The organism is Leisingera sp. M658 (assembly GCF_025144145.1).
GTDB lineage: Bacteria > Pseudomonadota > Alphaproteobacteria > Rhodobacterales > Rhodobacteraceae > Leisingera.
This window is the reverse complement of record NZ_CP083546.1, coordinates 2,855,951-2,880,002: the sequence shown is the minus strand read 5'-3', so window position 1 is coordinate 2,880,002 and position 24,052 is coordinate 2,855,951. Positions and strand designations below refer to the sequence as shown.

Genomic DNA, 24,052 nt, shown 5'->3' with positions numbered 1-24,052 from the left:
GGGCTGCTGGTGGCTCAAGATGCTGGCGCATCTTGAGCCTGGGCGCCCCTGCGGGGCGCAGCCCGGCCTTTGGCCGGGCCGGCTGTGAAGCGCTTGCTAGCCGCTGATTGCCGCCCGCAGCGCCCGGAGCCGCCCTGGCAATTGCCGCGCTGTAATGTCCGCCTCGCGGACCAGATTGTCGAAATGACTGGTGAAGGTTGCGATCCGCTCTTTGTCGCGAAAGGCCAGATAATGCGTGCCGGCATAGAACACGCATAGAAGCGGGCCGAAGAGCGTAACCGGTGCCGAATAAAGCCGCTTGGCATCAAACAGGTAGATGCGCAGGCGGGGGTAGAGCTGCTCGCAGAGGCGCTCGAATTGCTGCAGCTGTTCCAGCCGGATCGCCAGCGGCAGGCCTTCGTAGTATCCTACGCCATGGGCAAAACTGTCGAGCTCATAGAGCGGCATGGCGATTTCATAGTCCGAAGGCGACTGGCGCATCCAGGTGAGCCGGTCCTCGGAGGCGCCGATGGCCTGATCGGCGGTGCGGCCCAGATGCGGCGCGTATTCCCATTCCAGCAACGCGCGGGTTTTCAGCATATCGGGCAGGGCGGCGGGCACATGGCGGATCTTGTAGCCGAGCGCCTCCTGGTGCCATTCAAAGATCCGCTCATCCACCAGCGCGCGGGGGGCCTCGCTGAGGCTGAGGCTGGAGGCCAGCAGTTCCGCCGCACTTTCGGGCCGGTCCGAGAGGCTGAGGAGCCAGTCGGCAGAGACCCCAAGGGCGCCTGCGCAGGCGCCGACCACATGGGCGTTCGGCAGCCGCGCGCCCTCGTCCGTCAAAAGCTGCGATATGGTTGAGCGGTCGACGCCAACGGCGCGGGCCAGGGCGCTTTGGCTGAGGCCGCTGTCGCGGAGCGCCCGGTTCAGTCTTTGCCGGAACTGTGCGGCCCGCACCCGTTTGTCGATATTTTCTATCATATGTTTGAAATTATCACATCTGCTGGATTTTGTTAACCGCATTCGGAATTCTGCACAGCTGCGGTCCGGGGTAGTTTGGAAACAAGCACTTATCGGAAAACAGCAGGAGGCAGAATGGAAACGCACAGGCGTTCAATTGTGAAGGCGGTGATTTGGAACATCCTGGGGCTGGTGATGATGACACTGGTGGGGCTGATCGTGACCGGGTCGGTCAAGGCGGGCGGAATGATGGCGCTGGTCAATACGGCCATTGGCTTCACTGTCTATCTGATCTACGAGCGCGCCTGGTCGAAGATCCAATGGGGACGCAGCCATGTCTGAAGGATGCCGGGACTACATGCCGCGCGGCGTTGAGTGGAGCACACTGGCGCTGATCCTGGCCTGCCACGGCGGCTGGCTGGCAGCGCTGTGGCTGCTGCCGGGTGTCAGCCTGGTGCTGACCGTGCTGGTGCTGGGTGTGATGGCGGCGCTGCATTCCTCGCTGACCCATGAGGCGCTGCACGGGCACCCGTTCCGCAGCCGCTGGCTGAACGAGGCTTTGATGTTCTTTCCGCTCAGCATGGCGATCCCTTACGGCCGCTTTCGCGACACCCATCTGGCGCATCACGAGGACGAGGCGCTGACTGACCCCTATGATGATCCGGAAAGCAATTTTCAGGATCCGGCGGTCTGGGCCCGGCTGCCCGGCTGGCGCAAGGTGCTGCTGCGGATCAACAACACGCTTTTGGGCCGGGTGGTGCTGGGGCCGCTGATGGGGCAGGTTTGCTTCATGGCGGGCGACTGGCGGCTGGCACGCAGGGGCGCACCGGGGATTGCCCGCGACTGGGTTCTGCATGTCCTGGGGCTGGTGCCGGTGATCTGGGTGGTGCTGCAATCGCCGGCGCCGCTGTGGGCGGCGGTGCTGGGGGCCTATCTGGGTCTCGCCATCCTCAAGATCCGCACCTATCTGGAGCACCGGGCGCATGACACCGCCCAAGGCCGCACTGTGGTGATCGAAGACAATGGGCCGCTGGCCTTTCTGTTCCTGAACAACAATCTGCATGTGGTGCATCACATGCACCCCGGCGTTCCCTGGCATGCGCTGCCGCGCCTTTACCGCACCCGCCGGGCGGAGTTCCTGGCCGCCAATGACGGCTATGTCTACCGCAACTACCTGCAGATTTTCCGCAACTACCTGCTGCGGGCCAAGGACCCGGTGCCGCATCCGCTCTGGCAGCAGGGGGAATAAGCGCGCATAAGCGGGAGCATGTTAGCCTGGATCCCCGTTTCCATCGCCGCTGCCTCCTTTCAGACCGTGCGGTTCATGCTGCAGAAGGTCCTGAGCAGCGTGACGCTGTCGCCGGGCGGAGCCACCTTCGCCCGGTTTGTCTATTCCGCGCCATTCATCCTGGCGGGGCTGGCGGTGTATCTGGCCGTTTCGGGCCGGTCCTTGCCAGCCCTGCCGCCCGCCTTCTGGATGTTTGCCGCCATTGGCGGCACCGCGCAGATCCTGGCGACGGTCTGTGTGGTTGCCCTGTTCAAGCAGCGCAATTTTGCGGTTGGCATCACCTTCAAGAAAACCGAAGTCATCCAAACCGCCATTGTTGGGCTGGCAGTTCTGGGCGATCCGGTCAGCCTTGGCGGCTGGGCGGCGATCCTGATCGGACTGGCGGCGGTGCTGGTTCTGTCCCGGGCGCCGGACGCAACAGGCGCCTGGTGGCACCATCTGACCAACCGCGCCGCACAGCTGGGGCTGGGATCGGGGGTGCTGTTTGCCTTTTCCGCCGTCAGCTATCGCGGGGCGTCGTTGCAGCTGGGTGATTTGGAACCGGTTTTTCGCGCCGGAGTGACCTTGGCGGCGGTGGTCAGCTTGCAGACGCTGTTCATGGCTGTCTGGCTAGGGGTGCGGGACCGGGGCGAGATTGCCCGGGTCTGGGCCGCCCGCCGGGTGGCGGTCTGGGTGGGGCTGACCAGCATGGGCGGCTCGTTCTGCTGGTTCTGGGCCTTCACGCTGCAGAACGCCGCCTATGTGAAGGCGGTGGGGCAGGTGGAGCTGCTGCTGTCGCTTTTGGCTTCGGTGCTGTTCTTCAAGGAGAAGGTCACCGCGCGCGAACTGGCGGGCATGGCGCTGCTGGTGGCATCGATCCTGGTGCTTGTTCTGGCCCTGTGAGCGGAAGCGCCAGCGGCTGGGGCGCCGGCAAAGGTTACCCGTCGGCAGGCATCGGGTAGCCTTTGAGACGCAGGAACAGGCTGGCTTCGTCGTTGTTGTGGAAATAGGGAACACTTTGCGGCGGCTCGGCGTCGCGGACGCGGGCGGTGACTTCGGCCAGCACCACCTCGGTGATGAAGGGCAGATCAAAGCTGCGCACCTGGCTGAGCGGGATCCATTGCAGATGCGACAGCTCATCCGCGGCGCGGGAGAAGTCATCCAGATCGCCGGTGATCTGATCCGCATCAATCAGGAAAAACCGCGCATCAAACCGGCGCGGGCGGCCCGGCGGGGTGAGGGCGCGGAACACGAACTGCATCGCCTTGGCTGATGGCAGATGGCCAGTGGCGGCGAACTCCTGCCAGTCGTTGGGAATGTCTCCCTGCCACTTACCTGGTTCCCCAAGGATCAGGCCGGTTTCCTCCCACAGCTCGCGCACCGCGGCGACGCTGAGGGCATGGTGTACCCCAGCGGGCGCCTTATCAGCGAGGCGTTCCTGGCAGACGGGCGGGATTGGCGAAGCCAGAGGGATCCCGGCATCTGCCAGATCGACGGCACCGCCGGGAAAGACAAATTTGTTCGGCATAAAGGCAGCCTTGGCGCCGCGCTGGCCCATCAGCACCTGCGGGTCATCGGACATCCGGCCGCGCATGGCGATGACGGTTGCCGCATTGCGGATTGCGGTCTTGTCGGTGGTGGTCTCACCGCTGGGAAATGTCTTGCTCATCGTCTTACTGCCCTTTTACTGCCGGGATACCCTTGTCGAACCCGTGCATGCGCCGCGCCCATTGATAGGCAATGACAATCCCCTTCATCCGCGGCAGCAGATACAAGGAAGAGGCAACGCAGCCAATCGTGAAAACCGTGAACATCACCAGCGGTTCGGGCCGCCAGGAGAAATAGACCACATGCATCAGGGGCGCCATGATGTGGCCGACGATCAGGATCGTAAGATATGCAGGCCCGTCATCGGCGCGTGCGTGGGTCAAATCCAACCCGCAGCTGCTGCAGCTGCTGTTCACCTTGAGATAGGAATGCAGCAGCTTGCCCTCGCCGCACTGGGGGCATTTGCAGCGCCAGCCCTTGGCCAGGGCGGGCATGGTGGGGCGTTCACTCTCTGCGTCTGAGGGTATTGCGGCCTGGGGTTTGGCCTGCGACTCGGTCATGAAGATATCCTGTGTGCTGAGCATATCATTGCGCGCTTCGCCGCCGCGGTGAAAGGGGAAAGGCCTGGTATTGCGCCGGTTTGCCGCAACGTGCGGGGCAGAAGAATTATTTGGGATTTCCGCGACGGATCTGCCGGGCAGCTGCGTTTTTCTTATGCATCGGGCAGCAAGAGGCTGCCGCAGAACAAAGGAAAGACGACATGAAACACGTCAACTTCATCGCCGTGATTGTTGCCGCTGCAGGTGTGGCCGCGGGCGGCGCGGCCCTGGCCAAGGGCTATGGCCACCACGGGCCGAAGATGTCCTTTGAGGAAATCGACACGGACGGCAATGGCGAGGTCACCAAGGCGGAAATCCAGGCCATGAAAGAAGCCCGTTTCAGCAAGGCGGATGCTGACGGCGACGGTAAACTGACGCTTGAGGAAATGCAGGCGCGGGCGCAGGAGCGGGCCAGTGAACGCGCCGCCCGGATGCTGGAACGCTTTGACACGGACGGCGATGGCGCGTTGAGTAAAGACGAATTGCCAGGGCCGCGCCGGGCGGGCAGGATGTTTGACCGGATGGATGCGGACGGCAGCGGCGGGATCTCGAAGCAGGAATTCGACGAGGCCCGGATGCGCCACGGCGGCAAGCACCGTCATGGCCAGGGGAACGGGGACGAAACGGAGCAGAACTGATCGCTGAGACGTGCTGTACAAAGCGGAAATCTCCCGGCGCCGGGCCCCTGATGCGGGCCCGGCAGCCATGAGCGCCACGGCAGAGGAGGTCTCTGACGATGCGCTTTTGGTGCTGTTCGCCAATGGCGACGGGCGGGCCGCGGCAGAGCTGACGGCACGGCTGGCGCCGCGGGTCTTTGGCGTGGCGATGCGGGTGATGGGGATCCGCGCCGAGGCCGAGGACGTGACCCAGGAGGCGATGCTGCGCCTATGGAAGATGGCGCCGGAGTGGCGGCCGGGAGAGGCGCAGGTCTCCACCTGGCTGTACCGGGTGGCGATGAACCTGTGCATTGACCGCAAACGGCGCGCCCGTGGCGGCTATGTGGATCTGGATGCGGTGCCCGAGCCGCCGGACCCGGCGCGCTCGGCTGCCGAAGCGCTGCAGGAGGGGGCGCGGCAGGATGCGCTGCAGACGGCGCTGATGCAATTGCCCGAGCGGCAGCGTCAGGCAGTGGTGCTGCGGCATCTGGAGGAACTGTCCAACCCGGAGATCGCCGGCATCATGGACATCAGCGTCGAGGCGGTCGAAAGTCTGACCGCCCGGGGCAAACGGGCGCTGGCCGCGGCTTTGGCCGGGCGGCGCGAAGAATTGGGGTATAATGATGGCTGACACGGATAAAACACTGCAAGAGCTGGACAATCTGTTTGCCGCAGCACGCAGTCAGCCGCCGGTGCTGGCGGACCGTCTGAATGCGGCCATCCTGGCAGATGCGGAGCGGGTGCAAGCGGGCTTTCAGGCTGCGGCGCCGGCGCAGGCGCCCCGGCAGCCGCTGTGGCGGCAGCTGATCGAGGCGCTGGGCGGCTGGCCTGCGCTGGGCGGGCTGGCGGCGGCCAGCGCGGCGGGCCTGTGGATCGGCATTGCGCCGCCCTCTTTTGTGCCCGACCCCGTGGCGCTGGCGGGGTATGAAGACAGCAGCAGCGCGCTGCCCGATGACAGCTATGACATGGCGGTGATGTTGAGCGGGGATCTGCAATGAGCACTGCATTGAACACCGGGGGCCAACCCGGAATGAAGCTGTGGCTGAAACTGCTGCTGGCGGCGTCGCTGGCGCTGAACCTGGCAGTGATCGGCATCGCGGCGGGGGCGGCCTGGCGGTACAGCGGCAAGGACCGGCACTGGCAACGGCCGCCAACGGTCGGGGCGATGATCTTTCGCGAACTGGACCGCGACACCCGCAAGGCCTTGCGGCAGGAAGCGGGCGGGGGGCACGGCAGTTACTTCAAGCGCCGCGATGCCGAAGGCGCGGCTGTGATCGACGCGCTGCGCAGCGCGGATTTTGATGCTGCCGCATTGCTGGCGGTGCTGCAGACCCAGTCAGAGGCGCGCCACGTGTTCCATACCAAGGTGCAACAGGCCTGGGTGCGCAAGCTTGAAGCGATGACCGCGCAGGAGCGGGCTGCTTTTGCCGATCGCATGGAAGAGCGGATGCAGCGGCGCGGCGGGCGGCGGCATGAGCGGCGCAGCGGGCGGGATTAAGCCCGCAGGCGTGCAGCTGCAGCCGTTTGCCCCTGTGTGTGTTACACACTGAAGGCAGCCTGTGTGTCCTATACAATGAAGGCAGCCCGTGACGGCTGCCTTTTTCAGGCCGGCAAAGTTACATCGTCCAAGGGCCTTAAGCGGCCTGGATGCACTCCGGCGACAAGGTCACCTGATTGCGGCCCGCATCCTTGGCGTTGTAGAGCGCCTGATCGGCTTTCTCGACCAGTGCGGCGGTGCTGTCTTCATTGCCGCCGCCGCCCATGACGGCGCCGATGCTGATGGTGATCCTGACCGGCTCATTGGCGCCGGGCACCTGGAACGGGGTGCTGTTGATGGCATTGCACAGGGCAATGGCGGCTAGGCCTGCCTCGGCCTCGGTGGCGCCGGGCAGCACCGCCATGAACTCCTCGCCACCGACGCGGGCCAGCAGGTCTGCCGGGCGCAGCACCGCCTGCATACGGCGGGCGGCCTCGATCAGCACGGCATCCCCGGCCGGGTGGCCGTAATGGTCGTTGATCCGCTTGAAGTGATCGAGGTCGGCCAGCATGACGGCAAACTTCTCGCCGTTTGCAGTGGCGGAATGGGCCACCCGGTCCAGGAAAGGTTTGGCGTAGCGGCGGTTGTAAAGGCCTGTCATCGGGTCCAGCACGGCTGCCCGCAACCCGTTGCGGACGCTGTCGCGCAGCCGGTCCTTGCGGGCCTTTTGCTGCAATTGGGCAGTAAGGCGCAGCTGCAGCTCCTCGGCATCAAAGCCGGATTGCAGCACGTCATGGGCGCCGCGGTCCAGGGCCTCGGCGGCGATATGCGGATCCGCCGGGTTGGGCACGGCAATCACCACCGATTTGCGGGTGGCGGCGCGGGCGCGCAAGTCAGCCAGCAGGCGCAGGCCGGGGCCGGCCGAGGCCTCTGTCAGTTCGATGATGATGGCATCGGCCACCGGGGCCTGCATCAACCCTTGGATGTCGCTGATGGAATGGGTGCGCAGGTCATAGGGCAGGCGGGTGGCGAGCCGGTCGCGCCAGGCCATTGCGTTGCGGGGATCCTGCGCCACCAGGGCAACGGAGGCATTGCGCAGATCTTCGGCGCAGGTGCGGTCGCTGAGCGGCAGGATGAAACCATGCGAGGCATCGCGCTGCAGGTTCAGCTCCTCGGTGCTGCTGCGGGCGCGCAGCAGGCTGCGGATGCGGGCCTGCAGGATCACGTCGTCCACCGGCTGCTGCAGCACATCGTCGATGCCGGCGGCCAATGCCTGCAGCCGGGCTTTGGACCCCTCCCAGTCGGTGACCGCGATCACCGGCAGATCGCCCAGTGTTTCATCCCCGGCCAATTCGCGTTTCACATCCGCAGCGGAGCCATCAGGCAGCGACATCGCGCAAAGCACCAGGTCGGGGCGGTGGCGGCGGGCGGCCTGCAGCACTTCAGCCACGCTGCCGGCCTGGACCACATCGTAATAGGCCGCCGCCAGCTGTACCTTCAGCATGATGCGGTTGGTGGAGACGCCGTCGATGACCAGGATGGTGCCTTGCACGCGGTATCCTTTCGCCCCTTGCAAATCCTATGCCTTTCAGTTTTTGCTGAGACTGGTTAAGAAACCCTTTCGGATTTTTACTAAATTGGCCGCAATGCGGCAGGAGTGTGGAGAACATGCGGAATTCCGCCGATGGAGCAGAGACGCTGGCGCTGAAAGCTTTGGCCTGGCTGGCCGGGAATGATGAGCTTTTACCGGTGTTTCTGGGAGCAACCGGCGCCAGCGAGGCGGATCTGCGCGCACAGGCGTCCGAGCCGGCGTTTCTGGGATCGGTGCTCGATTTCTTAACGATGGACGACAATTGGGTGATGCAGTTCTGCGATTCCGAGGGCCTGGCCTATGAGGCGCCGATGCAGGCGCGGATGTCGCTTCCAGGCGGTGAGCAGGTTAACTGGACTTGAGATTGACCGGCCCTGTGCCTAGGGTCCGGACCGAATCCAGCGGAAAAAGGACCCGCCATGCCTGTTGATGCTCTTCTGTTTGATAAAGACGGGACCTTGTTTGACTTTGCAGCGACTTGGGACGGCTGGGCTGCAGACCTGCTGGAAACCCTGTCCAAGGGCGATCAGGGGGCCAAACAGGCAATGGCCAAGGCGATCAGTTACGACCTGGAGCGTGAGGCATTCAATCCGGACAGCCTGGTGATTGCCTGTTCCAACGATGAAGTGGCAGAAGCCCTTGCGCCTTATGTTGCGCATATGGATCTGGCGGAGCTGACGGATTTCCTGGCGGAAAGTGCTGCCGGGGCAGAGCTGACGCCGGCAGTGCCGCTGGCGGCCTTTCTCGACAGCCTGCTGGCGCGCGGCAAAGTGCTGGGGGTGATGACCAACGATGCCGAGAGCTCTGCCAAGAGCCAGCTGCAGCGGGCAGGCGTGCTGGACCGCTTTGCCTTTGTCGCGGGATGCGACAGCGGCCATGGGGCCAAGCCGGCGCCGGATCCGCTTTTGGCCTTTTGCAAGGCTGCGGGCGTCTCTCCCGGCCGGACGGCCATGGTCGGCGACAGCCGCCATGATCTGGAAGCAGGCGCGGCGGCGGGAATGCAGCGGATCGGCGTCCTGACCGGCATGGCTCTGCACGATGAGCTGGCGCCGCACGCAGATATTGTGCTGCCCGATATCGGCCATATCCCGGCCTGGATGGACCGCTGATCCTCCACTGATTCCCGCGTTTTGAAACGGGGACGCCCGTTTTTGCCGGTGTGCAGTCTTGTACGCCGGTTTTTGCTGCGGCATACTGGGCACAAGTGTACAGAAATATCCTGAACCGCCGGATCGCATGGCAAAAACGACAGCGATAGTCGGGTTTGGACTGTTTTCGGCGGGCGGGATTGGCACAGTGAGTGGCTATCGGCATTTTTGAAATTCGGATCCAGGGGAGACCGGTATGGCAGACACAGGTGCGCGCAAGAAGCGGGGCGGAGGCAGGGCAGGCGCAGCGGCCCGGCGCGGCAGCGCTGCGCTGGAGCAGATGCCCTGGCAGATCCCGGTCAACATCGACCGGCCGACCGAGCCATTGAGCGAGGAAGGCGTGATGGCGATCCACGAGGGCGCCATGCGTATCCTGGAAGAGATCGGCGTGGTTTTCCTGAACCCGGAAGCGCTGGAGATCTTCAAACAGGCCGGCGTCAAGGTCGAGGGCGAACTGGTCAAGATGGACAGGGATTTTGTGATGGAGATGGTGGGCAAGGCGCCCCGCGAATTCTCGATCACGCCGCGCAACCCGGACCGGACCATTCCGCTGGGCGGCAACCACATCCTGTTCGGCAATGTGTCTTCGCCGCCGAACTACTGGGATATGGAGCTGAACAAAAAGGTGGCCGGCAACCGCGAGCAATGCCGTAACCTGCTGAAACTGACCCAGTATTTCAACTGCATCCACTTTGCCGGCGGCTATCCGGTGGAGCCGGTGGACCTGCATGCCTCAACCCGGCATCTGGATGTGCTCTACGACAAGCTCACGCTCACCGACAAAGCGATGCATGCCTACTCCCTTGGCAAGGAACGGGTCGAAGACGTGATGGAGATGGTGCGGATTGCCGGCGGGCTCAGCCATGAGGAGTTCGATGCCAAGCCGCATATGTACACCAACATCAACTCCACCTCGCCGCTGAAGCACGACTTTCCGATGATCGACGGCTGCCTGCGGCTGGCGCGGCGCGGCCAGGCCATCGTGGTGTCGCCCTTCACGCTGGCAGGTGCAATGGCGCCGGTGACCATGGCCGGTGCGGTGGCGCAGTCGATTGCCGAGAGCCTCTGTGCCATTGCGCTGTTCCAGTACGTGCGCCCCGGCACGCCCTGCGTGATCGGCACCTTTACCTCGAATGTGGACATGAAATCGGGCGCGCCGGCCTTCGGCACCCCGGAATACATGCGCTCAACCCAGATGACCGGGCAGATGGCACGGTTTTACGGCTTGCCGATGCGGTCCTCAGGGGTTTGTGCCGCCAATGTGCCGGACGGGCAGGCAATCTGGGAGACCTCGAATTCGCTGTGGGCGGCGGTGCAGTCGGGCACCAATATGGTCTATCACGCGGCCGGCTGGCTGGAGGGCGGGCTGATTGCCTCGCCTGAAAAATTCATCATGGACTGCGAGATCCTGCAGCAGATCGAACGCTATATGCAGCCGCAGATTTCGGCCACCGGCCCGGAAGAGATTGCCCTGGATGCGATCAGGGAGGTCGGCAATGACGGCCATTTCTTCGGTATCCAGCACACCCAGGACCGCTATTCCGAGGCCTTCTATCAGCCGTTCCTGAGCGACTGGCGCAACTATGAGGCCTGGGAGGCGGCCGGTGCGACCTGGACTGCTGAGCGCGCCCACAAGCTGTTCAAGGAGATCATCGCCGATTTCGAGGAACCGCCGATGGATGCAGCGATCCGCGACGAACTTGCGGATTTCGTCACCCGCCGCAAGGCCGAGGGCGGCGCACCGACAGATTTCTGAGCCATCGGGCCTATCACCAGCAGGAAAAGCGGAGGCAGCCCCTCCGCTTTTTTATGCGCGTTTATGCGCGGGCTGCAGGTTTCGAACACAGCGCGCCGGCGGCAGGTTGGAAGCCGCCGGTTCGGCGCGGATGCACAGCAGCAGGCTTGCCTCCTGGCGCCAGCCGGTCCAGTAGGGAAAGGCGCCTGAACGGTCCAATGCGGGAGTGCAGGTGCGTGCAAATTTGAAGTTGGTTTCAGATGTGGCTGGCCGCAGGGCCGGCTGCCGGGCAATGGCCGCGCTGCGCATATGGCCGGCGTCTGCTGCCGGGGGTGCAGGGTTCGTGCAAGAGTTGATAATGTCAGAAGAAACGCGCGCGGCTTATCGTACAAGTTCGCTTTGTTGGTTCTTTCTTAACCTGCAGGCGTCAAGACTGTGGCAAAGGCAAAGAGGGGCCATTGTATGCACGGTCTGATCAATAGGGCGATTCAGGCTTTTGTGACCAGTACCTACGGGGCCGACCGCTGGGAAGAGGTTATGGAAGAGGCAGGGCTTGGGTTTACCGAGTTCGAGGCGATGCTGTTCTATTCTGAAGAGCAATCGAGCCAGATGCTGACGGCGATGGAAAAGGTTCTGGCGCGCCCGCTGCCGGAAATGCTGGAGGATATGGGCACGTTTCTGGTGTCCAATCCGCAGGTGGAGGCACTGCGGCGGCTGCTGCGTTTCGGCGGGGTGAATTACGTTGAATTTTTGCATTCGCTGGACGACTTGCCGGACCGGGCCCGGCTGGCAGTGTCGGATTTGCACCTGCCGGGGCTGGAGCTTCTGGAACAGGCACCGGAACAGTTCGAGCTGGTTTGCCAGCCTGGGCTGCCTGGCTATGCCTATGTTCTGATGGGGGTTCTGCGGGCAATGGCCGATGATTACGGTGATCTTGTTTTCCTGGATCACAGCGGCAGTCAGGACGGGGCAGAGGTGATTGCGATCACCCTTATCGAAACCGAGTTTGCCGCCGGGCGTGAATTTGATCTGGGGGCGCATTCCTTATGATGACTCTCGAGCAGCTGACACAGATGGCAGGCGTGATCTGCCCGATGTACGTGATTGCCGATGCCAAGGGGCGGATCACCTCTGCCGGGCCGACGCTGAAAAAATTGCGCCCGCAACTGAACTGGGAGGGGCGGCGGTTCTTCCGGGTGTTCGACCTGTCGCGGCCGCGTTCGGTGCGGTCGATAGAGGATCTGGTCAGGACCTCCGGGAGCAAGCTGCATCTGCAGTTCCGGGACGGGCCGCAAACCGGCCTGAAAGGCGTTTGCACGCCGCTGCCTGGCGGTCAGGGCGCTTTCATCAATCTGTCCTTTGGGATCTCCGTGCTGGAGGCCGTACGCGATTATGATCTGACCAGCGCTGATTTTTCGCCAACGGATCTGACCATCGAGATGCTCTATCTGGTGGAGGCAAAATCGGCCGCGATGGAGGCGTCGCGCCAGTTGAACACGCGGTTGCAAGGGGCAAAGATCGCAGCCGAGGAACAAGCCTTTACCGACACGCTGACCGGGTTGAAGAACCGCCGGGCGATGGATCATGTGCTGGGCCGGCTGATCAACGGCGGCCGCGAATTTGCGCTGATGCATTTGGACCTGGACTATTTCAAGCAGGTCAATGACACGATGGGCCACGCGGCTGGTGATGCGGTGCTGCAGCAGGCGGCGCGGATCATGGTGGAATGCACCCGCCAGTCCGATACCGTTGCCCGTGTCGGCGGCGATGAATTTGTTATGATTCTCGAAGGTGTTCTGGACACGGCCAGGCTGGCTGCTATTGCCAAACGGCTGATCCAGCGGCTGGAGGAGCCGGTTCCGTTTGGCGCCTTGACGTGCCGGATCTCGGCCAGTGCCGGCACCACGCTGTCCACCTGGCAAAAAGTTCCGGATGCTCATCAACTGCTGAACCAAGCGGACATGGCGCTGTATGCTGCCAAGCGCGCCGGACGGGCGCAGCATTTTTTTTACCGAGAAGGCATGGAGAAAGAAGACGCATGCGGCATCAGCGAGGCTGCCCAGCCGCAAGCAGCGGCACGGGGCCCGGCAGCCTGAAGATTACCGGTTTATAAGATTGTGTACAGGCAGTGCAGCGGCTGTCGGCCCCGGTCCTGGATCTCAGCCGCTGGGGTGCGATAGGCGGCCGCGTCTTGCTTGCCATCGGGGTGTGCGATGGCAAGCGCTGCGCTGAGTGCGGCATGCCAATTTCCTTGTGGAGGTTTCGGGCAGTGCTGGTGTCCAGCATCCAGAACACCGGTACAAGGCCGGCTGCTGGCACCGAAAATGTCCCGAACGGGCCAGGGAGGCGACACCGCTTGGCGTGATCCGCAGCAGGATCATGCACGCCGTGTTTTTGGGCTAGGACAGCTGCGGTTTTCTGAGGTTAGGACAGCTGCTTGAACCATAAAGCAGCCAAGCATCCCTGCACCAACCGGCTGGCTGCTGCGTGTGTTCAGCTTAAGAGCGCATGTCAGGAGAAAGTGGCAGCCCGTAGGGGAATCGAACCCCTCTTTCCAGGTTGAAAACCTGGCGTCCTAACCGATAGACGAACGGGCCACGCTGTCTGTGAAGCGGTGTTTACTGATTGCCATGGCCGGGCGCAAGAGGTTTTTTGCGGAGGCACAAAGATTTTCCATCTCCCGAGTTCAATTGCTAAGTGGATGAAAGAACAGGAAAAAGCCATGCTTCACCGGCTTGGGGAATGCGTCATTCATATGTGGGAAAAGTGGCAGCCCGTAGGGGAATCGAACCCCTCTTTCCAGGTTGAAAACCTGGCGTCCTAACCGATAGACGAACGGGCCACTCTATGTGTGAGCGGGTATTTAGTCGCAACAGCCGGATCCCGCAAGGGAAAAAGCGGGCCTCAGTGAAGTTTCTTGTCCGCAGGGGATAAGCCTTTGAAAAATCAGGCTTCGGCGGCATCTTCCAGGCGCAGCTGAGGGCTTTGGCGACCGCCCCAACTGTTCACCTCCAGCCGGCCGGCAAAGTGGAAGCGGGCGCCGCCGTGTTCCAGCAGGCGGGGACCAAGCGCGGTGTCAAAGGCGCCAAAGCAGATCCCGTCCAATCCGCCGCCCATACCGTCGCTAAGGGAAATCTTCAGATGGCTTTCCCCCACCTTCTTGGCAAAACGCACCTGCAGATCCGGCAGCGCATAGCGCGGGGCAGGGGCGCCGGCGCCAAAGGGGCCTGCCTGTTCGATCTGTTCGATCAGGTCTACCGTCGCGGCACCGGGCATCAGGGCGCCGTCCAGCTTCAGATCGGCCGGGCCGCCCTGTCCGGCGCCTTGTCTTTCCAACAGCTCCGACAGCCGCGCCATCGCCGGCTCCAGCTTGTCCCGCATGACAGTGAGACCTGCCGCCATCTTGTGGCCGCCGCCTTTGACCAGCAGCCCCTCGGCTGCCAGCCGCTGGATCGAGGCGCCCAGGTCGACGCCGGACACGGACCGGCCAGAGCCCTTGCCTTCCTCGCCATCAAAACCGATCACAACGGCGGGGCGGTTGGCGGCTTCTTTCAGGCGCGAGGCGACGATGCCGACCACGCCGGGATGCCAGCCTTCGCCAGCGGCCCAGACCAGCGGAGTCTCCAGCCCGCGGTCTTCCGCCTGTTCCAGGGCGGCGGCACGCACGGCGTTTTCAATGTCACGGCGTTCGGTGTTCAGCTCATCCAGCCGTTCGGCCAGGGCGGCAGCTTCATGCGGGTTGTCTGTTGACAACAGCCGTGCGCCAAGATCGGCCTTGCCGATCCGCCCGCCGGCATTGACCCGCGGTCCCAGCAGGAAACCGAGGTGATAGGTGGAGGGCGCCGAATCCATGCGGCTGACATCGGACAGGGCCACCAGACCGGGGCGTTTGCGTGCGCCCATGACCTTCAGCCCCTGGCGCACCAGCGCCCGGTTGGCGCCGATCAGCGGCGCCACATCGGCAACGGTGGCCAATGCCACCAGATCCAGCAAGGCCATCAGATCCGGCCCCTTGGCGCCTGCTTCGCGCATTTGCCGCCCGGCCTCAACCAGCATCAGGAACACCACACCTGCGGCGCAGAAATATCCAAGGTCGCCGCTTTCGTCCTGGCGGTTGGGATTCACCACCGCTACGCAGTCCGGCAGCGTCTCACCGCCCAGGTGGTGGTCCAGCACGATCACATCCGCGCCTTTGGCGGCAGCAATCGGCTCATGGCTGAGGGTGCCGCAATCGACGCAGATGATCAGGTCGTGGGCGGCGGCCAGCTCCTGCATCGCGGGCACATTGGGGCCATAGCCCTCGTCAATGCGGTCGGGGATATAAAGCGTGGCCTGCAGCCCCATCTGCCGCAGCCAGACCAGCAGCAGCGCGGCCGAGCTGCCGCCATCGACGTCATAATCGGCAAAAACCGCAATCCGCTCCTTGCGCCGCACCGCATCCAGAAAACGGGAAGCTGCCGCTTCCATGTCCTTCATTTCACGCGGATCGGGCAACAGTTCCTTCAGCCGGGGTTCCAAAAAACCCTTGGCTTCCATCGCCGGAACCCCGCGCCGTGCCAGCACCTGGCAGACAGACCGGGGCAGGCCGGTCTGCTGTGCCATCATCTCGGAGGCGCGGTCCATCTCCACACCGGGGCCGACCCAGCGCCGCCCGGTCAAGGACTGCTCAACACCCAAAAAGCTCATGCGTTTCCCCCATATGCAAAGGCCGGACCCAAAACGGACCCGGCCCTTCTTCTGGCTTTAAATATCCCTGCCGGAGGCAACGGCGCAAGCCGCTACCAAGCGCAACGCTCAGCCTTGATGCGGCGCCAGCGGCGTGCGGTAGGACATGCGCCGCACCGAACCGGTCTTTGAGCGCATCAGAAGGGTGGTGGTCTCAACCCAGCCCGGTGTGCGCTTGATGCTGGGCAGCAGCGAACCGCCGGTGACGCCGGTGGCGGCAAAAATCACGTCCTGGGTGACCATCTCGTCGCGGGTATAGACGCGGTCCAGATCGGTGATGCCTGCCTTGGCGGCGCGGGCGCGTTCGTCGTCGTTGCGGAACACCAGACGGCAGAAGATCTGACCGCCCATGCATTTCAGCGCAGCGGCTGCCAGCACGCCCTCAGGCGCGCCGCCCTGGCCCATATACATGTCGATGCCGGTAATCTCGGATTCGGCGCAATGCATGACGCCGGCCACGTCGCCGTCGGTGATCAGGCGGATCGAAGCGCCGGTTTCGCGCACTTCGGCGATCATCGCCTCATGGCGTGGGCGTTCCAGGATGCAGACGGTGATGTCGGAGGGCGCGCAGCCCTTGGCCGCGGCCAGCGCCTCAACCCGTTCGCGCGGGGACATGTCCAGAGACACAACGCCCTCGGCATAGCCCGGGCCGATTGCCAGCTTGTCCATATAGGTGTCCGGCGCGTGCAGCATCGAGCCGCGCGGCCCCATGGCGATCACGGTCAGCGCGTTCGGCATGTCTTTGGCGGTCAGCGTGGTGCCTTCCAGCGGGTCCAGCGCAATGTCGACGCCGGGGCCGTTGCCAGAGCCGACTTCTTCGCCGATGTACAGCATCGGCGCCTCGTCGCGTTCACCTTCGCCGATCACCACGACGCCGGCGATGTCCAGCAGGTTCAGCTGCTCGCGCATGGCGTTCACGGCTGCCTGGTCGGCGGCTTTCTCGTCGCCGCGGCCGATCAGCGAGGCAGAGGCCAGCGCGGCCTGCTCGGCAACGCGGGCCAGGCCGAGCGACAGCATGCGGTCATGAAAAGGCGCGTCAGAAGTGTTCGATGTCATACCGGAAATCCTGTCTCAACGGGTCAGATGTGAAGTGGGCGTTTAAAGCCGAATAGCGCGGGGCAGGGCAGGCTCGCAAGAGCAGATAGCGTTTACTGCGGCAGGAAAATCCAGCCGCAGTGACCAAAGCCGCCGGTTTTCGGCCTATCGCGAGGCTCAAACCTCTTCAATGCGCAGCGCAACCGGAGTGCCGTCGACCACATCGGTGGCGGCGAGGCCGTCCAGTGCCGCATCCAGTGCGGCGCGGGTGCATTTGTGGGTGACGATCAGCACCGGTGCGGTTGGTTCGGAATGGCCGTACTGGCGCATCCGGTCGATGGAGACCCCGGCATCGCCCAGCACGGCGGCAACTTTGGCCAATGCGCCGGGTTTGTCCAGCAGTCCCATACGCAGGTAGAAGGGCGCGGGCAGGCCGGTTTGCGCTGCGGGCACCTCTTGCAGGGTGCCGGCGGGCTGGCCGAAAGTTGCAATCCGCAGGCCGCGGGCCAGGTCCAGCACATCGCCCATTACTGCGCTGGCCGTCGGGCCTTCGCCGGCACCGGGGCCGCGCAGCACCACTTGTTCGATCGAGTCGCCCTCAATCACCACCATATTGGTGCCGCCTTCCAGCTGGCCGAGCGGGGAATTCGCAGGCACCAGGCAGGGCGACATGCGCTGCTCCAGCCCGCGGGCAGTGCGTTGCGCCACACCCAGCAGTTTGATGCGGTAACCCATATCAGCGGCAGCATTGATGTCGTCCAGCTGGATGCGCTGGATGCCTTCCAATTGCACGTCGTCAAAGGCTGGCTTGGTGCCAAATGCGATTGAGGACAGCAGCGCCAGCTTGTGGCCCGCGTCGATGCCGCCCACGTCCAGGTTCGGATCGGCCTCCAGATAACCCAGACGGCCGCATTCCTCGAACAGGGCATTGTAGCCCTGGCCGGTGGCCTGCATCTGGGTCAGGATAAAGTTGCAGGTGCCGTTCATCACCCCCATGACGCGGGTAATCTCATTGCCGGCCAGACCTTCGGTCAGCGATTTGATCACCGGGATGCCGCCGGCCACGGCAGCCTCGAACCGGATGACCCGGCCTGCGGTCTCGGCCTGTTCGGCCAGCGCCTGGCCATGGATCGCCAGCAGCGCCTTGTTGGCAGTGACCACATCCTTGCCCGCGGCAAGTGCGGCCTCGGTTGCCGCTTTGGCAGCGCCTTCATGGCCGCCCATCAGCTCGACAAATACATCCACGTCGTCGCGCACGGCCAGCGCCACCGGGTCGGTTTCCCAGGCGTAGTCTTTCAGCGAGACACCACGGTCCTTATTGGCGTCGCGGGCAGACACCGCCGTGATCACAACGGGGCGTCCTGTCCGTGCCTCCAGCAGCGCAGCATGGCGGCGGATGATCTTCACCACGCCGATGCCAACCGTGCCCAAACCTGCAATCCCAAGACGAAGCGGTTCTGTCATAGCTGGAGGTCCTTTGTTCCGAAATGCTCAGGCCCCGCCTTAGCGGGTTCGGCGCGGGCGTGCAACGCTGCTGCCGCCTGCGTGCGGCACATGCGGAAGGGAAAGCCGGGAACGGCCTAAGATCCGGCGTTTTTCACCGCCTCGGCGCGGCGTTTCAGCCGGTCGCTGCGGGCGTCAAGCTCATCCTGCAGGTCTGCGCTGGCCTGCTGCGGCTGATCGAGCGGTTCCAGCGCGTCATCCAGCGGCAGCAATTCCGGATAGCCCGCACCGCGCAGATCCGGGGTCAGCCGATCCTCAAGCTCGGGCACGCGGGTGCAGGCGGCTGCGGTTGCCATAACCAGAAGACATGTAATCCGGACCCAAACCTGCATTGTACGAAATCCTGTGTTTTATCCTGGTGGTTCTAGGGTGTCCGGGGCCGCCGCACAATTGCTTTCCCGCCTGCAGGTGCCGGGATTGGCTTGGTCGGGCTATAGGGGTATGGGTCAGACCATCTTTTCGGCATTCCCGCTCTTTTTTCTGAACGCGTGTTCAGTTACGGTCCGGGTATGGCACGTACCCAAGGCTCCCATTCCGATATCACCGGACCCAAAATCCGCGAGGCCGCTTTACGGCTGTTTGCGCAGCATGGCTACGCCGCCGTCTCAATGCGCCAGATCGCCAAGGAGGTGGGGGTGCAGGCCGGGGCGCTGTATAACTACACACCGGACAAGCAAAGCCTGCTGTTCAACCTGATGCAAGGACATATGGTGGAACTGCAGGCGGCCTGGGACGCGGTGCCGCGGGCCGCGGGCGCGGCAGAGCGGCTGCGGGCCTTTACCGGCTTTCACATCCGCTTTCACCTGGAGCGCCCGGATGCGGTGTTCATCGCCTATATGGAGCTGCGCAACCTGACGGAGGAAAATTTCTCCGCCCTCGAATCGTTGCGCCGGGACTATGAGAACGGCGTGGAGGCGATCCTGAAGGAGGGGGTGGAGCAGCGTGTGTTCCGCATCCCCGATACCAAAATCGCCACTCTGGCGGTGATTGCGATGCTGAACGGGGTCAACACATGGTACCGTTCCGAGGGGCGTCTGACGCTGGATGAGGTCGAGAAGGTCTATTGGGACATGGTGCAAAAAGCGGTCAGCGCATGAGTCTTCTGAGCTTGCAAACCCAGCGGCTGAGCGCCGGGCGCTGGCAGGATCTGCCGGAGCCGGAACTGGCGGATCTGTTTGCGCCTAAGGTGGTGCAATGGCTGCCTGCCGGGTTTCAAACGCAAGACAGCGATCAGGCGCGCCGGGATTTCCTGGCGGCTGTATCGCAGCAAGCAGACATCGTTGCTTTGCGGCTTGCTGAAGGAAAGGGCATCGGGCTGTTGATCCTCTCTTATCCGGAGGAGGGCAGCCGCACCCGCAATCTGGGATATCTTCTGGCCGAAAAAGCTTGGGGCCAGGGTCTGGCAAGTGAGCTGATTGCCGGCTTGCAGGTGCATTTCAGCGGCAGCGCGGTGACGCTGAGCGGAGGCGTCATGCAGGAAAACGCGGCTTCGGCCCGGGTGCTGGAAAAGGCGGGCTTCACGCCGGAGGCTGCGCAGGGCGAAACCGTCTACTGCTGGCGCGCAGACGGCTGACGCTTGCGTTTGCGGTTCAGCTGATCAGCCCGATCATGTCATAATGGTCGATCTGGCGGCTTAGCACCATCGGGTCTTCCTCCGGCAGCACATGCGGCTGTTCCCAATCCTCGCCTGCAAAGGCCTGCAGCGCGGCCACGCTCTCCCAAATCATGACGACGCAGAAGGTGGCAGGCGAGTCCGGCCGGGGCAGCCCGGCGGTGACCGAGACCAGCCCCGGCTGGCGGCGCACATGCGGAATGGCGCTGCCGGTCAGAAAGGCCTTGAAGTCCTCGATCCTGTCCTCGCGGACGGTGGCACGGAATACCCGGATAATCATCACTCCCCCCAACGCTTATTGGCGCAGGGAGTATAGCATACCGCGTCCGTTTTTGCGGACGCGGTTTTCCCGGTCAGTGCGCAGGCTTTATAAACGTCCCGTTGCGCAGGTCGCGGAAGGCCTGTTGCAGTTCTGCCTGGGTATTCATCACAATGGGCCCGTGCCAGGCCACCGGCTCGTGGATCGGCGCGCCGGAGATCAGCAGGAAACGCACGCCCTCGGGGCCCGCTTGCACGGTGATCTCATCGCCGGTGCCAAAGCGGATCAGGGTACGGTCGCCGGACAGGTCACGGATGTTGACCTCTTCACCTGCAACTTCTTTTTCCAGCAATACACCTTGCGGAGCAGAGGCATCAGCAAAAGCCGCCTGGCCTTCGAACACATAGGCGAAGGCGCGGCGGTAGGTGTCGACCGGCAGGGTCTTTTTCACGCCCGCCGGAATGAACACATCCAGATACTGCGGATCGGCGGCAATCCCGTCCACCGGGCCGCGCTTGCCCCAGAAATCTCCGACAATCACTTTCACCCGTGTGCCGTCGTCGTCGATGATTTCGGGGATCTCGGTGCCCTGCACATCCTGATAGCGCGGCGCGGTCATTTTCTCGCTGGCAGGCAGGTTGCCCCAAAGCTGGAAACCATGCATCTGGCCTTGCGCGTTGCCCGACGGCATCTCCTGATGCAGGATGCCGGAGCCGGCGGTCATCCACTGCACGTCGCCCGCACCCAGGGTGCCCGCATTGCCCAGCGAGTCGCCATGTTCGACCGCGCCGGACAGCACATAAGTTATGGTCTCGATGCCCCGGTGCGGGTGCCAGGGGAAGCCGCGCAGATAGTCTTCGGGATTTTCATTGCGGAAATCGTCGAACAGCAGGAACGGGTCCAGCTCTGACGGATCCTGAAAGCCGAAGGCGCGGTGCAGTTTCACGCCGGCGCCCTCGGTATGGGGCTGTGCCGGACGGGTTTCGAGTATCGGTCTGAGGGACATCTGCCTGTCTCCTGGGTTTTATGGACTGACGGCAAGATAGGCTGTGCGGTGCCGCCGGAAAACGGGCGTTGAAACACGGCTTCTGTGCGTGTGCGAACGGAGCGCTTCAGCCCGCAGGGCTGCCCGGCCCAACGGAACGCGGCGCCGCAGGCGCCAAGGCCGGGCGGGAGCGCCGCTTGGTATCGTCGCGGGTATCAACACGGGCGGTGTTTATCCAGCGCTCGTCCAGATCGGTGATACCGCAATGACCGGCGCCGAAGAACTTGGCGATACGCTTTACTTCTGCGGGCATTTTGGCGGGATCATCGATCTCCAGCGCTTCCATGGCCACCGGCGTGCCGGGCCGGATGGCGGCCTGGAACCCCTCGCGGATGCCATCATGCGCCCGGCGGCCGGGCAAGGGGCCGCTGCTGTTCAGCCGAACAGCGATACAATCCAATCGCGTACCAGGGATACTTCGGCGCTGTTCGGGGCCTCTCCGGCGGCGGGCATCAAATAGTGGCCCTGACCCATGGGGATTTCTGCACCAAGAACCTGTGCCAGCCGACCCTGCGACAGCGGCAGTTCGGCATAGCGGCGCATCAGCATGGCCACACCAGCGCCAGAGGCCGTCATTTCTATCGCCGCTAAAGAGGTGTCCACATAGAGCGGCGCGGTGCGGTCCTTCAGCGGCACGCCTTCTTGTTCGGACAGCCGCAGCCAGTGGTCCTGATAGCCGTGGATATGGATCAGCGTCTGGTCGAACAGCTGATCCACGGACCGCATCCGTCCGGCCAGCTGCGGCTGTGCCACGGGGATCACGGTCTCAGCCGAAAGCAGATGCGCACGGCGGCCGAACCAGCCGGATGGCCCAAGCCGCAGGTCGATATCCACGTCCTCGTCCTGGGTGCTGTCGGCCCAGACGGCAGAGATAAGCCGGATGCGGATATGCGGATTGGCGGCGTGGAACACCCCCAGCCGCGGCGCCACCCACAGGACAGCAGTCGAGACCGGTGCCCGTATCGTCACCGTGCGGGTCTGCGCATGCCCCAGCAGCCCGCGGGTGGAATACGCGATATCAGTCAGCGCCTGCGCCACCGAGGGGTAATAGGCATGGCCCAGCTCTGTCAGTTCCAGATGGCGCGACCGGCGGATAAACAAGGTGATGCCAAAGCTTTTCTCCAGACTGCGCACCTGATGGCTGACGGCGGCCTGGGTCAGCCCCAGTTCCTCCGCCGCAGCGGTGAAGCTTTTCAGACGGGCGGCGGCCTCAAACGCGCGCAGCCAGACGAGATTGGGCAGGTCGGACATTAGTGTTGCAAATTTTTCTGGGGTCAGGCCGTTTTATTATTCGTTTTAATTTCGGCGGAGGTCAAGCTAGCCATATCGCAGAAGATCAGCCCCGGGAGGAGAAACTCGAAATGGCAACCACTTTGAAAGTCGGCTTTATCGGCCTTGGCAATGTCGGCGGAAAACTGGCGGGCAGCCTGGTGCGCAACGGCTTGGACGTGGCAGTGCACGATTTGGACGCAGAACTGGTTCAAAACTTCGTGGAGCGCGGTGCCAAGGCCGGCGGCAGCCCGGCGCAAATGATGCAGGATTGCGATGCGGTCATCACCTGCCTGCCAAGCCCTGCGGCATCCGATGCGGTTGTCACCGAGATGCTGCCGCATGTGCAGCCCGGCAAGGTCTGGATGGAAATGTCCACCACCGATGTGGCCGAGGTAAAGCGCCTGGGCGCCCTGATCGTGGAACGCGGCGGTCAGCCGGTCGACTGCCCTGTGTCCGGTGGCTGCCATCGGGCGGATACAGGCAATATCTCGATCTATGCGGGCTGCGAGCGCGAGACTTTTGAGCGCATTCTGCCGATCCTGACCACCATGGGGCGCCGCATTCTGCATGTGGGCGAGGTCGGCAATTCGTCGGTTCTGAAAGTGATGACCAACTATCTGGCCAATATCAACATGCTGGCGGTCTGCGAGGCGCTGACAGTGATGAAGGCCTGCGGCATGGATCTGGGCATGACGTTTGAGGCGATTTCGATGTCGTCGGGCACCTCATTTGCGCATGAAACCGAAAGCCAGCTGATCCTGTCCGGATCACGCGATGTGAACTTCACCATGGATCTGGTGATGAAGGACATCGGCCTGTTCCAGACCCTGGCGGACCGCAGCAATGTGCCGCTGGAGCTGTCGCCGCTGATGATCGAGATGATGAAGGACGGCCAGCGCCGTTATGGCGAGCGGGCGCAGTCCGACCGGATGATCGAGCGTCTGGAAGAGGCCACCGGCCTATCCATCACCGCGCCGGGTTTCCCGCAGGAATTGATTGACGACGAACCGGAAGAGCCGGGCTATGAGGTGGTCGTGCGCCGCGTTGCTGCGGAGTAAGTTTCCCCGCTTGCACGGCCGCATCCAGCCCCTGCCCCGGCGGGGGCTGTTTTCTTTGGCAAATCCGGTTTATGCCCGGCGCAGCAGCAAGGGGAGCAGCGGATGAACAACGAGGTCCTGGCCACAATAGAAGCCTCCGGCGGACGGCGGATCATGGGCGCGGTGATGCTGGGATTGACCGGCTGCCTGCTGCTTTATGTCGCCTTCGCGGCGCCGCCGTCTCCGGCTTGGCTGGTGTTTCTGCTAGCGGTTGGCGCAGCGGCACTGTGGCTGGCCGTGCGGATGTGGCAGGCAACCGTGCACCGGATTGAGCTGACGGCGGAGGAACTGCGCTGTTCAAATGGCCAGCTGATTGCCAGGGTTGAAGATATCAAAGCCATCGACCGCGGCTTTTTTGCCTTTAAGCCGTCCAACGGTTTTTTGATCCGGACCGGTGCGCAAGGCTCCAGGATCTGGATGCCCGGGCTGTGGTGGCGGTCGGGCCGCCGGATCGGCATTGGCGGGGTAACGCCTGGATCGCAAGGCAAGGCGATGTCGGAAATCCTGGCGGCGATGATGGCGCAGCGCGGCCAATAAGGCCGCG

Annotated in this window: 28 protein-coding genes and 2 tRNA genes; 16 read left to right on the top strand and 14 right to left on the bottom strand. The window is 63.5% G+C overall.

What is annotated here, in order from left to right; genetic code table 11:
• Positions 1-96 precede the first annotated feature (96 nt).
• Positions 97-960 (bottom strand): helix-turn-helix domain-containing protein, encoded by an 864-nt coding sequence (locus K3724_RS14360; RefSeq protein WP_259986297.1) that lies wholly within the window; start codon positions 958-960, stop codon positions 97-99.
• Between the two features lie 114 nt (positions 961-1,074).
• Between K3724_RS14360 and K3724_RS14355 the strand changes: the two genes are divergently transcribed.
• From K3724_RS14355 to K3724_RS14345, 3 genes are read left to right on the top strand one after another with little or no spacing between them, the layout of a single operon-like run.
• Complete coding sequence (locus tag K3724_RS14355) at positions 1,075-1,281, top strand: DUF2061 domain-containing protein (RefSeq protein WP_259986295.1); 207 nt, start codon at positions 1,075-1,077, stop codon at positions 1,279-1,281.
• Entirely contained in the window at positions 1,274-2,188 is a 915-nt protein-coding gene (locus tag K3724_RS14350; protein ID WP_259986294.1) for a fatty acid desaturase, read from the top strand. Before K3724_RS14355 ends, K3724_RS14350 begins: the two co-directional genes overlap by 8 nt.
• Positions 2,189-2,206: 18 nt before the next feature.
• Positions 2,207-3,109, top strand: a complete 903-nt coding sequence (locus tag K3724_RS14345; protein WP_259986292.1) for a DMT family transporter — start codon at positions 2,207-2,209, stop codon at positions 3,107-3,109.
• Positions 3,110-3,143: 34 nt separating this feature from the next.
• On the opposite strand, the gene K3724_RS14340 is transcribed toward K3724_RS14345, so the two are convergent.
• Both K3724_RS14340 and K3724_RS14335 read right to left on the bottom strand, forming a co-directional pair.
• Positions 3,144-3,875, bottom strand: a complete 732-nt coding sequence (locus K3724_RS14340; protein WP_259986290.1) for an NUDIX hydrolase — start codon at positions 3,873-3,875, stop codon at positions 3,144-3,146.
• A 4-nt stretch (positions 3,876-3,879) separates the two neighbouring features.
• Positions 3,880-4,314, bottom strand: a complete 435-nt coding sequence (locus K3724_RS14335; RefSeq protein WP_259986288.1) for a DUF983 domain-containing protein — start codon at positions 4,312-4,314, stop codon at positions 3,880-3,882.
• 200 nt (positions 4,315-4,514) lie between these two features.
• Here K3724_RS14335 and K3724_RS14330 point away from each other — a divergent pair, with 200 nt between their 5' ends.
• The 4 genes from K3724_RS14330 to K3724_RS14315 all read left to right on the top strand — a co-directional run bounded on the left by K3724_RS14330 (position 4,515) and on the right by K3724_RS14315 (position 6,507).
• Positions 4,515-4,991, top strand: a complete 477-nt coding sequence (locus K3724_RS14330; protein ID WP_129371608.1) for an EF-hand domain-containing protein — start codon at positions 4,515-4,517, stop codon at positions 4,989-4,991.
• Between the two features lie 67 nt (positions 4,992-5,058).
• Positions 5,059-5,640 carry an RNA polymerase sigma factor gene (locus K3724_RS14325; RefSeq protein WP_259986284.1) on the top strand — a complete coding sequence of 194 codons (582 nt, stop codon included), beginning with the start codon at positions 5,059-5,061 and terminating at the stop codon, positions 5,638-5,640.
• Positions 5,630-6,007, top strand: coding sequence for a hypothetical protein (locus K3724_RS14320; RefSeq protein WP_259986282.1), 378 nt, complete (start codon positions 5,630-5,632; stop codon positions 6,005-6,007). The genes K3724_RS14325 and K3724_RS14320 overlap by 11 nt, the downstream gene beginning before the upstream one ends.
• Positions 6,004-6,507: a periplasmic heavy metal sensor gene (locus K3724_RS14315; RefSeq protein ID WP_259986280.1), complete on the top strand. Its 504-nt coding sequence runs from the start codon at positions 6,004-6,006 to the stop codon at positions 6,505-6,507. The genes K3724_RS14320 and K3724_RS14315 overlap by 4 nt, the downstream gene beginning before the upstream one ends.
• A 136-nt stretch (positions 6,508-6,643) precedes the next feature.
• Here K3724_RS14315 and K3724_RS14310 read toward each other — a convergent pair whose 3' ends face one another.
• Positions 6,644-8,038 carry a diguanylate cyclase gene (locus tag K3724_RS14310; RefSeq protein WP_259986273.1) on the bottom strand — a complete coding sequence of 465 codons (1,395 nt, stop codon included), beginning with the start codon at positions 8,036-8,038 and terminating at the stop codon, positions 6,644-6,646.
• Positions 8,039-8,154: 116 nt separating this feature from the next.
• Here K3724_RS14310 and K3724_RS14305 point away from each other — a divergent pair, with 116 nt between their 5' ends.
• The 5 genes from K3724_RS14305 to K3724_RS14285 all read left to right on the top strand — a co-directional run bounded on the left by K3724_RS14305 (position 8,155) and on the right by K3724_RS14285 (position 13,056).
• Entirely contained in the window at positions 8,155-8,439 is a 285-nt protein-coding gene (locus tag K3724_RS14305; protein WP_129371603.1) for a DUF3572 domain-containing protein, read from the top strand.
• Positions 8,440-8,496: 57 nt separating this feature from the next.
• Entirely contained in the window at positions 8,497-9,186 is a 690-nt protein-coding gene (locus tag K3724_RS14300) for an HAD family hydrolase (RefSeq protein ID WP_259986263.1), read from the top strand.
• A gap of 235 nt (positions 9,187-9,421) precedes the next feature.
• The gene (locus tag K3724_RS14295; RefSeq protein ID WP_259986260.1) at positions 9,422-10,981 is read left to right on the top strand and encodes a trimethylamine methyltransferase family protein; all 1,560 of its coding nucleotides are present in this window, start codon (positions 9,422-9,424) and stop codon (positions 10,979-10,981) included.
• Between the two features lie 441 nt (positions 10,982-11,422).
• Positions 11,423-12,010 carry a heme NO-binding domain-containing protein gene (locus K3724_RS14290; RefSeq protein WP_129371600.1) on the top strand — a complete coding sequence of 196 codons (588 nt, stop codon included), beginning with the start codon at positions 11,423-11,425 and terminating at the stop codon, positions 12,008-12,010.
• Entirely contained in the window at positions 12,007-13,056 is a 1,050-nt protein-coding gene (locus tag K3724_RS14285; protein WP_259986258.1) for a GGDEF domain-containing protein, read from the top strand. Before K3724_RS14290 ends, K3724_RS14285 begins: the two co-directional genes overlap by 4 nt.
• Positions 13,057-13,482: 426 nt before the next feature.
• On the opposite strand, the gene K3724_RS14280 is transcribed toward K3724_RS14285, so the two are convergent.
• The 6 genes from K3724_RS14280 to K3724_RS14255 form a co-directional block, all read right to left on the bottom strand.
• Positions 13,483-13,557, bottom strand: a tRNA-Glu gene (locus K3724_RS14280).
• Between the two features lie 170 nt (positions 13,558-13,727).
• Positions 13,728-13,802 (bottom strand) — tRNA-Glu (locus K3724_RS14275).
• A gap of 104 nt (positions 13,803-13,906) precedes the next feature.
• Positions 13,907-15,646, bottom strand: coding sequence for a single-stranded-DNA-specific exonuclease RecJ (gene recJ, locus K3724_RS14270; protein ID WP_259986255.1), 1,740 nt, complete (start codon positions 15,644-15,646; stop codon positions 13,907-13,909).
• 108 nt (positions 15,647-15,754) lie between these two features.
• Positions 15,755-16,741, bottom strand: a complete 987-nt coding sequence (glpX, locus tag K3724_RS14265; RefSeq protein WP_259986253.1) for a class II fructose-bisphosphatase — start codon at positions 16,739-16,741, stop codon at positions 15,755-15,757.
• A gap of 156 nt (positions 16,742-16,897) precedes the next feature.
• Positions 16,898-18,184: a homoserine dehydrogenase gene (locus tag K3724_RS14260; RefSeq protein WP_259986251.1), complete on the bottom strand. Its 1,287-nt coding sequence runs from the start codon at positions 18,182-18,184 to the stop codon at positions 16,898-16,900.
• Between the two features lie 116 nt (positions 18,185-18,300).
• Entirely contained in the window at positions 18,301-18,555 is a 255-nt protein-coding gene (locus tag K3724_RS14255) for a hypothetical protein (RefSeq protein WP_259986249.1), read from the bottom strand.
• A gap of 177 nt (positions 18,556-18,732) precedes the next feature.
• On the opposite strand from K3724_RS14255, the gene K3724_RS14250 reads away from it, so the two are divergent.
• Both K3724_RS14250 and K3724_RS14245 read left to right on the top strand, forming a co-directional pair.
• Positions 18,733-19,320 (top strand): TetR/AcrR family transcriptional regulator, encoded by a 588-nt coding sequence (locus K3724_RS14250; protein ID WP_129371594.1) that lies wholly within the window; start codon positions 18,733-18,735, stop codon positions 19,318-19,320.
• Complete coding sequence (locus K3724_RS14245) at positions 19,317-19,796, top strand: GNAT family N-acetyltransferase (RefSeq protein ID WP_259986246.1); 480 nt, start codon at positions 19,317-19,319, stop codon at positions 19,794-19,796. The genes K3724_RS14250 and K3724_RS14245 overlap by 4 nt, the downstream gene beginning before the upstream one ends.
• Positions 19,797-19,812: 16 nt before the next feature.
• Here K3724_RS14245 and K3724_RS14240 read toward each other — a convergent pair whose 3' ends face one another.
• The 4 genes from K3724_RS14240 to K3724_RS14225 form a co-directional block, all read right to left on the bottom strand.
• Positions 19,813-20,115, bottom strand: coding sequence for an antibiotic biosynthesis monooxygenase (locus tag K3724_RS14240; protein WP_259986244.1), 303 nt, complete (start codon positions 20,113-20,115; stop codon positions 19,813-19,815).
• 73 nt (positions 20,116-20,188) lie between these two features.
• Positions 20,189-21,100, bottom strand: a complete 912-nt coding sequence (locus tag K3724_RS14235; RefSeq protein ID WP_259986242.1) for a pirin family protein — start codon at positions 21,098-21,100, stop codon at positions 20,189-20,191.
• 106 nt (positions 21,101-21,206) lie between these two features.
• Entirely contained in the window at positions 21,207-21,500 is a 294-nt protein-coding gene (locus K3724_RS14230; protein WP_311200182.1) for a hypothetical protein, read from the bottom strand.
• Positions 21,501-21,514: 14 nt separating this feature from the next.
• The gene (locus tag K3724_RS14225; protein WP_259986240.1) at positions 21,515-22,390 is read right to left on the bottom strand and encodes a LysR family transcriptional regulator; all 876 of its coding nucleotides are present in this window, start codon (positions 22,388-22,390) and stop codon (positions 21,515-21,517) included.
• A gap of 122 nt (positions 22,391-22,512) precedes the next feature.
• Here K3724_RS14225 and K3724_RS14220 point away from each other — a divergent pair, with 122 nt between their 5' ends.
• Both K3724_RS14220 and K3724_RS14215 read left to right on the top strand, forming a co-directional pair.
• Positions 22,513-23,469: an NAD(P)-dependent oxidoreductase gene (locus K3724_RS14220; RefSeq protein WP_259992644.1), complete on the top strand. Its 957-nt coding sequence runs from the start codon at positions 22,513-22,515 to the stop codon at positions 23,467-23,469.
• Between the two features lie 102 nt (positions 23,470-23,571).
• Positions 23,572-24,045 (top strand): hypothetical protein, encoded by a 474-nt coding sequence (locus K3724_RS14215; protein WP_259986238.1) that lies wholly within the window; start codon positions 23,572-23,574, stop codon positions 24,043-24,045.
• The last annotated feature ends 7 nt before the right edge of the window (positions 24,046-24,052 follow it).

Bases quoted from the DNA above. Each gene is read 5' to 3' on its own strand.
- K3724_RS14320 (WP_259986282.1), top strand. From the start codon at position 5,630: ATGATGGCTGACACGGATAAAACACTGCAAGAGCTGGACAATCTGTTT.
- K3724_RS14235 (WP_259986242.1), bottom strand. From the start codon at position 21,100: ATGTCCCTCAGACCGATACTCGAAACCCGTCCGGCACAGCCCCATACC.
- glpX (WP_259986253.1), bottom strand. From the start codon at position 16,741: ATGACATCGAACACTTCTGACGCGCCTTTTCATGACCGCATGCTGTCG.
- K3724_RS14215 (WP_259986238.1), top strand. From the start codon at position 23,572: ATGAACAACGAGGTCCTGGCCACAATAGAAGCCTCCGGCGGACGGCGG.
- K3724_RS14345 (WP_259986292.1), top strand. From the start codon at position 2,207: ATGTTAGCCTGGATCCCCGTTTCCATCGCCGCTGCCTCCTTTCAGACC.
- K3724_RS14350 (WP_259986294.1), top strand. From the start codon at position 1,274: ATGTCTGAAGGATGCCGGGACTACATGCCGCGCGGCGTTGAGTGGAGC.
- K3724_RS14335 (WP_259986288.1), bottom strand. From the start codon at position 4,314: ATGACCGAGTCGCAGGCCAAACCCCAGGCCGCAATACCCTCAGACGCA.
- K3724_RS14255 (WP_259986249.1), bottom strand. From the start codon at position 18,555: ATGCAGGTTTGGGTCCGGATTACATGTCTTCTGGTTATGGCAACCGCA.
- K3724_RS14340 (WP_259986290.1), bottom strand. From the start codon at position 3,875: ATGAGCAAGACATTTCCCAGCGGTGAGACCACCACCGACAAGACCGCA.
- K3724_RS14285 (WP_259986258.1), top strand. From the start codon at position 12,007: ATGATGACTCTCGAGCAGCTGACACAGATGGCAGGCGTGATCTGCCCG.
- K3724_RS14305 (WP_129371603.1), top strand. From the start codon at position 8,155: ATGCGGAATTCCGCCGATGGAGCAGAGACGCTGGCGCTGAAAGCTTTG.
- K3724_RS14355 (WP_259986295.1), top strand. From the start codon at position 1,075: ATGGAAACGCACAGGCGTTCAATTGTGAAGGCGGTGATTTGGAACATC.
- recJ (WP_259986255.1), bottom strand. From the start codon at position 15,646: ATGAGCTTTTTGGGTGTTGAGCAGTCCTTGACCGGGCGGCGCTGGGTC.
- K3724_RS14250 (WP_129371594.1), top strand. From the start codon at position 18,733: ATGGCACGTACCCAAGGCTCCCATTCCGATATCACCGGACCCAAAATC.
- K3724_RS14330 (WP_129371608.1), top strand. From the start codon at position 4,515: ATGAAACACGTCAACTTCATCGCCGTGATTGTTGCCGCTGCAGGTGTG.
- K3724_RS14360 (WP_259986297.1), bottom strand. From the start codon at position 960: ATGATAGAAAATATCGACAAACGGGTGCGGGCCGCACAGTTCCGGCAA.
- K3724_RS14325 (WP_259986284.1), top strand. From the start codon at position 5,059: ATGAGCGCCACGGCAGAGGAGGTCTCTGACGATGCGCTTTTGGTGCTG.
- K3724_RS14290 (WP_129371600.1), top strand. From the start codon at position 11,423: ATGCACGGTCTGATCAATAGGGCGATTCAGGCTTTTGTGACCAGTACC.
- K3724_RS14315 (WP_259986280.1), top strand. From the start codon at position 6,004: ATGAGCACTGCATTGAACACCGGGGGCCAACCCGGAATGAAGCTGTGG.
- K3724_RS14295 (WP_259986260.1), top strand. From the start codon at position 9,422: ATGGCAGACACAGGTGCGCGCAAGAAGCGGGGCGGAGGCAGGGCAGGC.
- K3724_RS14245 (WP_259986246.1), top strand. From the start codon at position 19,317: ATGAGTCTTCTGAGCTTGCAAACCCAGCGGCTGAGCGCCGGGCGCTGG.
- K3724_RS14240 (WP_259986244.1), bottom strand. From the start codon at position 20,115: ATGATTATCCGGGTATTCCGTGCCACCGTCCGCGAGGACAGGATCGAG.
- K3724_RS14300 (WP_259986263.1), top strand. From the start codon at position 8,497: ATGCCTGTTGATGCTCTTCTGTTTGATAAAGACGGGACCTTGTTTGAC.
- K3724_RS14260 (WP_259986251.1), bottom strand. From the start codon at position 18,184: ATGACAGAACCGCTTCGTCTTGGGATTGCAGGTTTGGGCACGGTTGGC.
- K3724_RS14225 (WP_259986240.1), bottom strand. From the start codon at position 22,390: ATGTCCGACCTGCCCAATCTCGTCTGGCTGCGCGCGTTTGAGGCCGCC.